Here is a 13,936-nt window from a genome sequence, read left to right as displayed (position 1 = left end):
GACTTCCTTTTTTTATGATAGTTAAACCAATACCTTATTAAGTATATTATTCGGCAATGCTAGCTGCTGATGTTTGAACTTGACGATTTACCTTTTTCACTAATCCTTGCAATACATTACCAGGACCAACTTCTACAAAAGCCTCTGCACCATCATGGAGCATATTTTGAACAGTTTGCGTCCAACGCACAGCCCCTGTCAATTGTGCAATCAGGTTCTTCTTAATTGTTTCAGCATCTGTATAAGAGCTTGCATCTACATTTTGATAAATTGGACAAATAGGTGTTTTTATCTCAACAGCTTCAATAGCCGCCTGCAGCTCAACCTTAGCCGGCTCCATCAATGGCGAGTGAAAGGCACCACCAACGTTTAATTTCAATGCGCGCTTCGCACCAGCTTCTGTCAATAAAGCACAAGCCTTATCCACTCCAGAAATTGATCCAGAAATCACCAATTGACCCGGACAATTATAATTTGCGGCCACAACCACATCATCTACTTTTGAACAAATCTCTTCCACAACAGCATCTTCAAGACCTAAAATCGCAGCCATAGTGGAAGGTTCAAGTTCACATGCCCGTTGCATCGCATTTGCGCGCTGAGAAACTAATTTCAAGCCATCTTCAAAAGACAGTGCACCTGCAGATACTAATGCAGAGAACTCTCCTAAAGAATGACCAGCCACCATATCGGGTTTAAATTGGTCTCCTAAAGCTTTAGCTAAAATGACAGAATGCAAAAAAATAGCGGGCTGAGTTACATTTGTTTGTTTTAATTGATCATCAGTTCCTGTAAACATGATATCTGTAATGCGAAACCCCAAGATATCATTTGCTTTTTCAAATAAAGCTTTCGTTTCATCATTTAAGTTATACAAGTCTTGGCCCATTCCTACGAATTGAGCTCCTTGACCAGGAAATACATATGCTGTTTTCATATTTAAAATTATCTATTCTAATAAACAAACTTAGAGAAATTGTATTTTATATACAATGAAATTGAATTGAATATCAAATACAATAAAAACCACCCGGCCATTTAAAAATATTTAAACAAATGATTTACAAGCAATAACAAATCATCTTTTATATTTAAATTCTTAAAAAAGCAACATCATAATACATGAAAAACTAATCTTCAGGTACAAAACTTAGCGATGTCATATTCGTAGGATCCAAAATATCTCTCGATATTTCCAGTAATTCTACAGCTGTGATTGTTTTTATCTTTTCAATGATAACATCCAATTCTATGATACGATTATAATCCATCACATTTTTTGCGGCCGCAATAATCATACTCATTCTATTTTCTTCAGATAGTGCGATTTGACCGATAAATTTACGTTTGGCTTTTTGGAGCTGTCCAGATGTCATCTCTCTGTCGCATAATTTATTGAGTTCTTTAAAAACTAATTTTTTAGCCTTTTCTATTTTCTCTTCATCCGTTCCAAGATATATACTAAATAGGCCTGAGTCAGAAAACATCGTATAGTTCGATTCAATAGTATAGGCGATACCATGTTTTTCACGAATAGAAAGATTCAATATCGAACTCATTCCCATTCCCCCTAACATATTATTAAGCAGTAATAAGCCTGTCTTACGATCATCACGGAAACTATAAGCATGAGCCCCCAACATATAATGTACCTGATTGATTGGTTTTGGAGACTCCACATGACTGACTAATACAGGAACCACGTCATTTCGTTCTCTTTGAATTTTATTTTCAGCAACGGGCGCAAATATTTTATTAGCCAATCGCTCCACCTGCTTTAGCGTATAATCTCCCGTAATCGAGATTACGATTTCGTTTGTGTCGTAATTGGATTGAATAAAATCATGAATATCATTTTTTGTAAGGGCTAACAATTGCTCTTCAAGTCCTAGTATATTGTGTCCCAAACCCGATTTCTCAAATAAAAGATCCTCAAAATCATCTACGATCGATTCTTCAGGACTATCCAAGTAAGAAGCCATTTCATCTACAATAACTGACTTCTCTTTCTCTAATTCCTCCTCTGGAAAAGTCGAATGAAAAAATATATCTTCAAACAAGTCCAATGCTCTATCCAAATAGGGTGTCAAAAAAGAAGCGTGCACACAGGTATATTCTTTAGTTGTATAGGCATTCAGATCTCCACCAACAGCTTCCAAGTGATTCAAAATTTGGTTCGTGCTTCTACGTTCAGTTCTTTTAAAAAGGAGGTGCTCAATAAAATGTGCAACACCAAATTTACCTTCTTTTTCATCTCTCGAGCCAGCATTGATCAACATGCAGGCATGTGTAATCGGTAAATTTTGTGGTTGAAAAACCACACGAATACCATTGGATAAGCGTATTATTTCGTATTCCATATATTAATTTGGAGATTCTATTTTAATTATTCTTAATGCTGTATCGCATTATATTTCTGGGGTGAAAATCAAACCCTTGACTTTCATACAGTTTTTGCGCAGGTAAATTATGAGACTCAACCTCTAATAATACCAGTTTACATCCTTGCTCTTGAACATAATCCTTGACAAACTCAACAGCTTTTCTCCCTACGCCTTTACCTCTAGCATCAGCATTGAGAAATAACTCGTCCAACAAAGCTACCCTTCCCTTAAATTCAAAGCTAAAGAAATAAACAACAATAATATAACCAAGCACTAAATCATTTTCTTTAATTAGCCAAGACTGACCCAAGTTTTGATCATCAAGAAAAGTTTTAAAATTTTCTCGACTTACAGCAGGATCCATATCATATCCATCAATGGCATAGAAATCTTGCATCATGGAAACAATGGTATCGATATTTTCAAATGTTAATTTTTCAAATGTGAGCATAGTGCATTTGTTTACAGGCAAAAATAACTAAATAAAAACAGCCCTATTCTATAACATTGGAAAAATGACGTGGATGGGATATAGCATCAAATAAAAAATGGTCCTGATATTGCTATCAGAACCATTTAATCCACTTATTTTTCGGTAGATAGGTGGCAAGATTACATGCGAGGCGGACGCATTCCACCAGGGCCTCCGCCATCTCCTGTTGGGGAACCCAACGCAAATTTTTGAAATTTATAGGTAAATAACAACATAAAATACCTTCCCAAACGATTGGTACGACTATCGATAACCATCGACTCACTTACAGTTCTAGAAATATTAGTCTGCTCATTTAACAGATCAAATGCTTGTAAACGTATCGTTCCACGTTGCCCTTTTAAAAACTTTTGTTCCACATAAGTATTGATAATAAACGGATTGGAATTAATCCCATCACCATAGCCCTGATTAAACTGTTTCGATAGATCGGCTCCAAAGATGGTGGTAGGCGTGATATTAACAGATCCGATTAAAGTAGGTGTCCAAGATGAAATATTTGTCGTTCTATTTGTTAAAGAGTTTTTAGTATGGTTATACTGATATCTAACGCCCGGATTGAGTTCAAAATTTTCGGAAGGATTATATCTGAACATTAAACCCTGATTAAACACAATATTGTTAGATATATTTTTCAATCCAATATTGTCCAAACTATCTGTTGAAGAATAGCCTATTCTTTTGTTGTAAGAAACACCCCCCATCAGCATGATATTGTAAGTCTTTTCTTTCAACGATTTGCCGTAATGATAAAAAGAACTGATGCCAAAAGGATGATCATCTGATTCGTTTAAATAACGTGTTTCTGAAATTAAAGTCGTATCAACCCCGCCAGTATTATTATTTTGTAAACGACCTAAATATGACTTATTAAGGCTCACAATTTTATTATTGGCCAAATTTGCATTTAAAAAAGCAAAGAAGTTATTTCCCTTCTGAAAATCATTTTTGCGAAACCTAATATTCAATTGATGATTAAATTCTGGACTTAGGTCTGCATTTCCCATCACAATGCTCGTGCGATTAGTACTCATATCAAAGGGTAATATTTGCGTAACAGATGGTTCTGTTGTTGAACCGCTATAATTTAAGGAAATATTTGATTGGCGTGAAAATTTGTATTCAAATCGTGCAATAGGCATCCAGTTTAAATTATTACGATGAATAGGTACCAATAGATCGGAACTCAATGCATTACCACGCAATTGGGAAGGTTGCGCAGCAGCACCAATGGAATAAGTTACCTTGTCACCATTATACAAGTAATTAGCTCCGACTTTATGCGTAGTGAAAGAATAATCATAATTATAATCAAAGTTTAACTTCGGATCATTAGCAATTGGATTTTCATCACGATCAAATCCCTGTTGCAGATTTGAATTATCGTATTTATTCTTATTGAAATCATATGTAAATTCTAATCTTCCTTTCTCAGATAAAGGTTCTGTATAATTCAACGAGCCACCAGCATTCCAACTTTTATTACTTGCTTCTTGAATTGTTTTCTCATAAATCGAATTTAAAGAAGCATTGGCATTATTTGGATCTTCTAACAAACGTTTTAATATGGCATTCTGATCTTTATCAGTTTTAGCATTATTATAATTCATATTCAAGAAGATATTTCGACCACGATCACTTAGCTTCCTATTATACAAGCCGCTAATACCATATCGAGGAGCAGTTGATTGTGTGAAAATATTTTGATCTTGTGAATTATTAAACTCTCCATTTCTAAAAGTAATAGAATTTGTCAACGAGCTTGCATCCCCCTCGTCAAATCCAAATTGAGGAGAGATCTTGATGTAATCCTTAGCTGAAGGTTTCCATTCTAGATTTGCTTCAAAACGATGACTCCCGCCAATCGTATTTGCATTTGATTTTATACTATCATCTTGAATTATTCCTCTCAAGGTATTTTCTTGGAATTGTTCAGACAAAGTGACATTATTACTATGACTATAACTATAGCTACCATATACAGTCAATTTATCAGAAAAGTCTTTTCTCGCATTCAGTCCAATTGATCCCAATTTTGTAAGACCATCAGATCCACCAAACATACCTCCTCCACGACGTCCTCCGCCACCTTGCTGACGACGAGCGCCACCACCAGTGGTGCTAAAATCAAATAATGGCGCGTTCGTGTTATTTAGATTACCTAAGACGGAAATCTGCTCTCCTTCCCTCATGCCCATCCACATACCGGTAGCTTGATAACGATCTTCCGTACCATATCCAGCACGTAAAGTGGCCATTTGACCTTTATTATATTTCGGATCAATTTGAATATTCAACACTTTCTCCGAATCACCATTTTTATTACCTGTTATATTCGCCATATCACCGTAATCATCGACAATTTGCATTTTTTCGATGATATTGGCAGGCAAGTTTTGAGTAGCCGTCTTCACATCTCCACCAAAAAAATCTTTCCCATTAATACGAACGCGCTTTACAGACTCACCTTGCGCAGTCACATTGCCATCTTTATCCACGTCGACTCCTTGCAATTTCTTTAAAGCATCTTCAGCAACAGAACCATCACGCAACTTTAAGTCTTTCATGGTATACTCTAAAGTATCCCCTTTGACAACAACAGTAGGGACACCATCAATAACAACCTCTTGCAACAACTCTGACGACTGTTGTAAAGTGAAACTTGGAATGATATATTTAGTTTCTCCCAAAGGAAAGGTAAACTCTTGTTCAAGCCTTTGAAACCCCAAATTTGAAACCGATATTTTAAACTTATCTGCTTTTACATTATTAAAAATAAATATTCCAGCGATCGAAGAACTTGTAACTAGCGAATCCTGATCGGAAATCAACTTTACTGACGCTCCAGCGACAACACGGATCTTGTCATCTTTCAACATACCCTGCACAGTCTTCGTTTGCGCTTGAACTCCCCAGCTCAATAGCATACTCCAAAATAATAGGAAAGTAACCCTCATCATATTCTTCTTTTTTGTGATCATCATATATACTTTAACAGCAAAAGCCAATTATTTAAATCATAAAACACGTTTTTAAACTTACTTTCATAAAAGATTTTTATTTCTTCTTTTCCACTTAACTTTTAAAACGAGCTTTTCTCTCGAAACAATCTATCTACAAATTGCTGCAAGGAAATATGCATTAAAATAATTATACAAATGACGAGAATAGTATTGTTAATAAATGTAAATCCCGAATTTTAACACAATAGTTACAATAAAGCCTCTGCGATACAGATCATAACAATTGCCATTAAATAATAGGGAGAGGCAGAATAGATCCTAATCAATGAGGGCAATATTTATGGGGTAAAACACACCCTTATTTTTCACATTACCCTCACAAAATCGAACTATAATAATTTTCAAGCAACAAAATCATAGGCCAAAATATAGGATACCGGACTAGGGCTATTTGATAATATATTGTATTTTTGTCTCTTAAAAAATACAAAAGATGCTATTATCGTACTTTCAAGATGAACTTATAGAAGCGGGTTGTGATGAAGCAGGGAGAGGCTGTCTAGCAGGACCCGTCTTTGCTGCCGCAGTGATTTTCCCCAAAGATTATCATCATGAGCTCTTAAATGATTCCAAGCAGCTGAGTGCAAAAAAAAGAATGCAATTGCGCAGTATTATTGAACAAGAAGCAATTGCATATGCAGTAGCAAGTGTATCTGCTGAAGAAATTGATCGGATCAATATTCACAATGCATCCTATGTCGCTATGCATCGCGCATTGGATCAATTAAAATTAAAAGCCGAGTATATCTTAGTTGACGGTAATAAGTTTATCCCTTATCAGCAAGTCCCACATAATTGTATTGTCAAAGGAGACGGCAAGTATTTATCTATTGCAGCGGCATCCATCCTAGCCAAAACCTATCGTGATGATTATATGGATTATATTGCAAAGGATTATCCAGAATATGATTGGTTAAATAATAAGGGCTATCCTACAGTCAAACACAGAAGTGCAGTACTACTAAGAGGAATAACACCGCATCATAGAAAAACCTTTAGAATAACTGATCCGCAGCTCAAGCTATTCTAAAGGTTTGACACAAAATATATCGAAAGCAATAACCTATTAGGTTGTTGCTTTTTTCGTTTTATCGTTTTTTACAGAATAATAAACTGCAGCAACTAAACCTAAGCCTAAGATTATTGACGCAATTAAAGTTAACATACCTCCAAGCTTATGAGATTCAGGATCAAATATAAATTCTACTTTATGATTTCCACCTGGTAATTGTAAAGCTCTCAAAATATAATCGGCACGGATGATTGGAACTTCTTTACCATCAACGAAAGCTTTCCAGCCTTTCTCATAATATACTTCGGAGAATACAGCAAATGCTTCAGTAGGAGTAGAATACTCATACACCATTTTATCAGGATGATACGATGTCAATTTGATCGATGCATTTACAGGCACACCCAGACGTTGACCATTGAATTTATCTTTAAACTCTTCGCTAACGAAAGCTTCTTTGGAAGGATTGAAGCTGCTGATTGCTTGCATTTCCTGAGCATTGTCCTTAACGAAAGTTACCTGATCGACAAACCATGCATTACCAGCAGCAGAGCTTCTGCGTTGAATACGCTGGCCCTTTTGCTCATCACCAGTAATGACGTAACGAACATTAAACATATCCAATACGTCTTCATTGACTGCTCCATTAAATTGATTTTCCAAAATCTCCTGAAAACGCATCAATTTTGCCGCATGATAACCTCCCAAAGATTTATGATAATAAGACGCACGCGCATCTGAAAATGGATTGGTAGTTAGATCAATCACTCTATAACTCAAATCTTTATCCATACGGATCAATTGATCTACTTCTCGTTCCTGAAATGCTTGGCTTGTAACCAAACGTTTCTCCATAAAAGATTTATCGTTTAAAAAACGCTTATCAACGCTCCATAGATCAAAAAGAAAAATAACAGCTAGTCCAATGATTAATACATTTGCGGAAAGCTTTTTCTTAATATAAAACCAAATCGCTAAAAAAGTAATCAGAACTATAGCAAAAGAACGGTATGCATCGGCACTTGCTACTGCAGAACGATCTTTGATCAAGCTATTTGCCCATTGATTAGCAGCATTTTGATCACCAACTTGCTGAGTCAAACTCTCGATCAATTGCGCATGATCTTTATTTTTAAAGCTTAAAAATAAATCAGGAACAAAGGCCACAAGTAAACAAATCACGCCAACACCGATAAAAGTATATAATACTTTCTTATCCAATTTTTCAATTTTATCTGCCTTTGTGATCAGCTCATTCAATGTTAATACAGCCATTAGCGGAATCAAGATTGCTGCAATAACCAGAATCGATTCCACTGCCCTGAACTTATTGTACATCGGGAAGTAGTCAAAGAATAAGTCTGAAACTAAAGTAAAGTTCTTTCCAAAAGACAGCAATAAAATCAATACTGTTGTTGTCAAGATCCACCACTTTAATCTATTATTGACAATCACTAGACCCAAGATAAATAAAAACAATACCCCAGCACCAAAATACCATGGTCCAGATGTAAACGGTTTATCCCCCCAATAGACAGGCATTCGACTAGCAATCTCCGCAGCCTGAACGTTGGTCATTCCCTGTGCCCCAAAAGTAGACATCAAAAATTTAGCGACATTTGATTTTTCATCCAAGACGCCACTTGATCCGCCTCCATAGGCATTCGGAATTAAAAATGTCAATGTCTCTCCAACACCTTGGCTCCATTCGTAAGCATATTGTTTATCCAACCCCTTTTCTTTCGAAGCATCTACCTTAGTTATATTGGCATGACCACGCGTACTTAATTTACTATATTCATAGGTTGGAATTAAAATAGAAGCATTCACCATAACCGCAACAATCACTGCAGCCAATTGTAAACCTGAAGCTATAAAAAATTCTTTGACTTTTTTATCACGAATCGCATATACCAATGCAAAGATGACATACACCATCAATGCAATAAGCATATAATAGGTCATTTGTAAGTGGTTGACACGAATTTCAAGAGCCATAAATAAGGCTAATAACACAGGTCCCCATAATCGGCTTCCTCTAAAACACATGATCACAGCTCCAATAACGGGAGGAATAAAGGCGATAGCATAAGCTTTAGTGACGTGTCCCGCTTCGATATAAATAAAATTATAAGAAGTAAACGCAATAGCAATAGCACCCAATGCTGCCAGCCAAGGGCGAACACGTAAGACACTCAATAGGAAATAACCACCCAATAAATAAAATAAAACGATATCAATGGGTTGTGGAAAAACGGTTTTAACAGCCGCTAGAATATAAGTTCCTATATTATTTTCACTTGCTGACCAAATCTGATAGGTCGGCATACCTCCAAACATCGAATTTGTCCACAAAGGTGCTTTGCCATCCTGTGCTTTATAGTCGAACATTTCTTTCTGTGCACCTTGAGCTTGCACGACATCACTTTGTGCCAAGGTCTGACCCTGCCACACTGGAGTAAAATAAAAGAATACAAGCGCTACAAAAATCGCTATAACGATCAGATGTGCTGAATTTTCTTTAAACCAATTTTTCATCTATATTATTAGGTTATTAAAACTTACGAAAACCAAAAATATACATTTGATTTTACAATTTATATTATTTTCCAAACCCACTACTTATTTAATCTATTCACCTTTTTGAATAAGCTTATTAATATTGGACAATTCGCCAAAAAGAACCAATATATCGCCTTCTTCCAGCAAAGTTTCTGAAGTTGCTATTCCAGATGCCTCTTTCACCTCCTTCTTTTTGATATGATCTTTGGTCTCCGTTATCTTTAGCGTTGTCATAACGATAACCTTAAATAGATTAGTAAGATTAGCTTCGCGAAGGGTCATACCAATATATCTTGCTGGAACCTTAGTTTCAATAATACTATATTTATCCGATACCTTAAACGAATCCACGATATCAATATTATCCAAACGCATAGCCAGTCTTTCTGCAGCCTCTTCTTCTGGCATGATATACTCGCCGATTTCCATAGCCTCAAGTACCGTTTTCTGCAGATCAGATACAATTCGTCCAATAATCCGCTTTACTTTTAATTGCTTCATTAAAGCTACAGTCAATAAAGATGCACCTTCATCCTCACCTATTGCAACAATAACCGCATGACAATCTTTTAAGGGCAAAGAAGAAACAGCTTCTCGGTCTGTTGTATCTAAACAAACAGTATGTGTCACTTTATCCTTCAATTGTTCCACTATAATTAGACTCTTATCCGCTCCAATCACTTCATGTCCCAATTCGGTCAAATGTACAGCAAGTGATCGTCCGAAATGCCCAAGTCCCAAAACAATATATTTCATATCAATCTGATTAATAGAGTATCTTTTCCTCAGGAAAAGTATAATTCCTCCGTGTTATATTCTTAATAAAAGCAACTAATAAAGTCAAAGTGCCCACCCGACCAACAAACATGGTCACCATCACAATAAATTTCCCTGCAACACTTAAAGATGGCGTAATTCCCAAACTAAGTCCGCAAGTCGTATACGCTGATACCGATTCAAACAATAATGCTTTAAAACTCTTATCCGGATCCGAAAACACCAAGAGCATAAAACTAATACCTATTGTAAATAAGGATAATAAAATAATGGCAAAGGCCTTATGAACCGATTCACTCGCTATACGCCTTTTAAAAAGCTCAATATGCTCCTTTCCTCTAGCTAAGGCTATGATATTCATAATGGATACAGCTATGGTCGTTACTTTCACACCTCCACCTGTAGAACCTGGTGAGGCTCCAACCCACATCAGCAGAATGATGAGTAAAACTGTCGGCATGGATATAAACGATAAATCAACACTATTATATCCCGCAGAACGAGAAGCATTCGCCATAAAAAATGAAGTCACCCATTCTCCAACCTGCCCATGTTCCAACGAAAGTGTTTTATTTCTTTCTAATAAAAAGAAGAATACCGTTGCAACGACAATAATAATAGCATTACACAGTAGAACTAACTTAGAATTGAAACTAAAATTCCAGGCCTTGTGCTTATAATTTCTCTTTGTAATAAGACGATGGTACCAATACACGGTAGAATCCTTAACATAAGAATATATATTCAATACAATTCCAAAGCCCAATCCTCCAAGTATAAATAAAACAGATAAAGCCAACTGGAAATTATAATTGTATTTATAGCCATCGTTTGTTATTCCGTTTGTTAATATGGAAAATCCAGCATTACAAAAAGAAGATATAGAATGAAAAATAGCAAAAAAAACTTGATTTCCTAGAGATGGAAAAAGAGTTGCGTCTAATGTGCTAAAAATTAATAATGCACCAAGAAGCTCAAATAATAAGGTTATAAAAATAATAGTTAATAGTGTTTTGACAACGGAACCCACTTTATTTTCACCAAGGATTTCCCCAAACATCAATTGATTCTTAAAAGAAAATCCACCAGAAAAAAAATAACCAAAAAATCCCGTGAACGTCATGATGCCCAATCCACCAATCTGTATTAAAACGAGGATAATAGTTTGTCCAAAAAGAGAAAAGTTAGTCGAAATATCAGTTACCGATAATCCAGTAATACACACCGCACTTGTCGCCATAAATAAGGCATCTATAAAACTTAGAGGAGCTTGCAATGTTGTCCTAGGCAGCATCAATAAAACCGTACCTATTAAAATCAATGCGAAAAAACTGATCACAAATAAAATCGTAGGATTAAAATAGAAATTATCAAAAAATAAAGTACTCTTAGATAATTCTGTAATAAACACAAGATATATTCCTAAATAAATCCACTGATCTTTTCCAAATAAATCCACAGCGGGAATACTTGCAAATCGTGCAATGATAATCACGGTGAAATAAGTCAATATGACTAAACCCGAATAATGTTCTACTTCAATTTTCTTTAATGCAAAAATAGACGACGCTGTACGAAGCCCCGTCATGATAAATAAAGCGTAGAACATCACATGAATGATACGATCTAGGAGATCTGCTAATTCAGGATCTCGCACGTATCCTACATTAAAAATAACAGCAAAAGCACAGATCATGCTGACATACAACATAATCTGATCCACAACGCCGTTTTTATATTTAAAGACGAACTTTAAAAAACTCAATATTGACCCCATCTGTCACAAACATACTCATAACTTAGGAAAAAGAGCAGCGATCAAATTACAGTGATATTTCACGTGAAACTCATTTGCAATCAATTTGATTTTGTTCTATTTCTCTTTTTTATCTTCGCTGTCTTTATCTTTTTTGAAAAGCTTTGAGACAAAGCTCTTTGTTTTACCAACAACAGTATTTGCCTTTTCAAGCGTATGCTGCGCTCGATCAGCAGAACGCATTAATTTTGCTTCTCTTTGTTTACTCAATCCAACACACTGTTTGATACCATCCAATAAACTTTGCCACAAAGTCTTGAAAAAAGTATGCTCAGGGTGTCTATGCCAATTTACTTTTCCAATAATATATTCTCCCGAAAGGTTGGGATTACTTCCATTTACAAGAAGCTCATTAACCAATAAAGAAACCAGACCTTTCTTTTTATGTGTACCATCTTCTTTCTTTTCTAAAATAGCAATTTTCAGATCATCATAATCAAAGTTAAATTTCCCCCAATTTCTGTGATCAGTTGCTTCCATATCAAACGCTATTTTTTTGATATTACCAGAAGTAATTTCGACATTCAGTAGCGGGCGTAAAATTTGGTTAAATGCAGGAGCTTTCATCGCTCCAACAGTGCCTTTATAAGTATGAAAACCTGTTTTAGATGTCATATCAAATCCAAATAAAACATGCAACCTCCCGCTATTCATCACTTTTGTAATCACATCGACGCGCATCCATTTATTTTTGATCAAACTGGCTGCATCATTTGTCATATTACTAATCGTTGCATAGCTGTTATCAAATGTGATCTTCCCGACTTGATTATATTTTTCACTCAGCTCTGAATAACTTATATCAGCATTCTGAACTAATACTGTATCTATTGCCATATGCGTCTTCATATGTAATAAAGCCTGATGAGGAGATCTTCCAATTTTATTCAACGGAGTGGATTTATAATGCTTATCCGAGTAAATATCCAATCGACCATTTTTTAATTGTGCCTTTGCCGCATATATTTTCTTATTGCGGATCAAATCGTTAAAATCGAAAGATTCGAAACGCACTGTGTCAAACTTCATCACAATATAACTCCCCCCCTTTCCTTTTGCTTTATAAAAGTCAGCTTTATTCAAAAGTGGTTGATAGGCGACCTTTGTCAATAAGATATTGCGTTCTTTTGTATTGATCTTTAACTTATCAAAGTTTATTTTATAAAAGCCATCCGATGTTTTATAAGTAAAACCAGGAACTTCTATATCAACCATTTTCGTGTGGTAAAATCGACTCACATCTAATATTGATGTAGAGTCTACCAATACATCTTGGATCTTTATATTGACTTTTTTTAATTCAAAATCTTGATAGATATTTTTTTGGAGTTGAGAATATTTAAAATTAACCCCATTCAATGCTATTCCAGATATTTGAATTCTTTTTAAGGTATTTTTAATTTTATCATATAACGGTTTTTTGACTTCGGTAGATGCAGTATCATTGTATGAGTGATATTCATTGATCATATGGATAATTGGCGTATCCAATACAACATTTTTGAGATAAAGCTCCTTATTCATGAGCATATCTTTAATCGAGAAATTTCGAAATTTTAATTTACTCACTTCGATTTGAAAGCGATTATCCGGCGCTTTTTTAACACTCTCTAATTGTCTATACACATTACTATCTGCCCTAAGCACAAGATTACTAACCGTAACATTTCCTAAAGCCAGATTAATATCTAAATCATCATAATCAACAGTATACAAGCTATCTGTTGAAGCGACCACAAGTTCTTTAAATTTTTGGTCCAATAGAGGCTTCCAGTGTACACTAAAATACCAAACGACACCGCCAAGCATTATTAACAGCGTCACAACGATGCCGATAACCCATTTCCAAACTGTCTTCATTAAAATGCT

At 35.4% G+C, this 13,936-nt stretch carries 9 protein-coding genes; 1 reads left to right on the top strand and 8 read right to left on the bottom strand.

What is annotated here, in order from left to right:
* Positions 1 to 46 precede the first annotated feature (46 nt).
* The 4 genes from fabD to MUB18_RS05260 all read right to left on the bottom strand — a co-directional run bounded on the left by fabD (position 47) and on the right by MUB18_RS05260 (position 5,861).
* Positions 47 to 937, bottom strand: a complete 891-nt coding sequence (gene fabD, locus MUB18_RS05275; RefSeq protein WP_094771702.1) for an ACP S-malonyltransferase — start codon at positions 935 to 937, stop codon at positions 47 to 49.
* A 193-nt stretch (positions 938 to 1,130) separates the two neighbouring features.
* Complete coding sequence (locus tag MUB18_RS05270) at positions 1,131 to 2,360, bottom strand: M16 family metallopeptidase (protein WP_045754009.1); 1,230 nt, start codon at positions 2,358 to 2,360, stop codon at positions 1,131 to 1,133.
* 22 nt (positions 2,361 to 2,382) lie between these two features.
* The gene (locus MUB18_RS05265; RefSeq protein WP_045754010.1) at positions 2,383 to 2,835 is read right to left on the bottom strand and encodes a GNAT family N-acetyltransferase; all 453 of its coding nucleotides are present in this window, start codon (positions 2,833 to 2,835) and stop codon (positions 2,383 to 2,385) included.
* Positions 2,836 to 2,996: 161 nt separating this feature from the next.
* Positions 2,997 to 5,861, bottom strand: coding sequence for an outer membrane beta-barrel protein (locus tag MUB18_RS05260; protein ID WP_248755171.1), 2,865 nt, complete (start codon positions 5,859 to 5,861; stop codon positions 2,997 to 2,999).
* Positions 5,862 to 6,333: 472 nt separating this feature from the next.
* On the opposite strand from MUB18_RS05260, the gene MUB18_RS05255 reads away from it, so the two are divergent.
* Positions 6,334 to 6,930, top strand: a complete 597-nt coding sequence (locus tag MUB18_RS05255; protein ID WP_248755170.1) for a ribonuclease HII — start codon at positions 6,334 to 6,336, stop codon at positions 6,928 to 6,930.
* A 36-nt stretch (positions 6,931 to 6,966) separates the two neighbouring features.
* Here MUB18_RS05255 and MUB18_RS05250 read toward each other — a convergent pair whose 3' ends face one another.
* From MUB18_RS05250 to MUB18_RS05235, 4 genes are all read right to left on the bottom strand, one after another.
* Complete coding sequence (locus MUB18_RS05250) at positions 6,967 to 9,450, bottom strand: YfhO family protein (protein WP_248755169.1); 2,484 nt, start codon at positions 9,448 to 9,450, stop codon at positions 6,967 to 6,969.
* A 93-nt stretch (positions 9,451 to 9,543) separates the two neighbouring features.
* Entirely contained in the window at positions 9,544 to 10,230 is a 687-nt protein-coding gene (locus MUB18_RS05245) for a potassium channel family protein (RefSeq protein ID WP_045754014.1), read from the bottom strand.
* A 10-nt stretch (positions 10,231 to 10,240) separates the two neighbouring features.
* Entirely contained in the window at positions 10,241 to 11,974 is a 1,734-nt protein-coding gene (locus MUB18_RS05240) for a TrkH family potassium uptake protein (protein ID WP_248755168.1), read from the bottom strand.
* 150 nt (positions 11,975 to 12,124) lie between these two features.
* Positions 12,125 to 13,927 (bottom strand): hypothetical protein, encoded by a 1,803-nt coding sequence (locus MUB18_RS05235; protein ID WP_248755167.1) that lies wholly within the window; start codon positions 13,925 to 13,927, stop codon positions 12,125 to 12,127.
* Positions 13,928 to 13,936 lie beyond the last annotated feature (9 nt).

The organism is Sphingobacterium sp. PCS056, assembly GCF_023273895.1.
Lineage (GTDB): Bacteria > Bacteroidota > Bacteroidia > Sphingobacteriales > Sphingobacteriaceae > Sphingobacterium.
The sequence above is the reverse complement of the archived record's forward strand: the minus strand, read 5'-3'. Positions and strand labels throughout refer to the sequence as shown.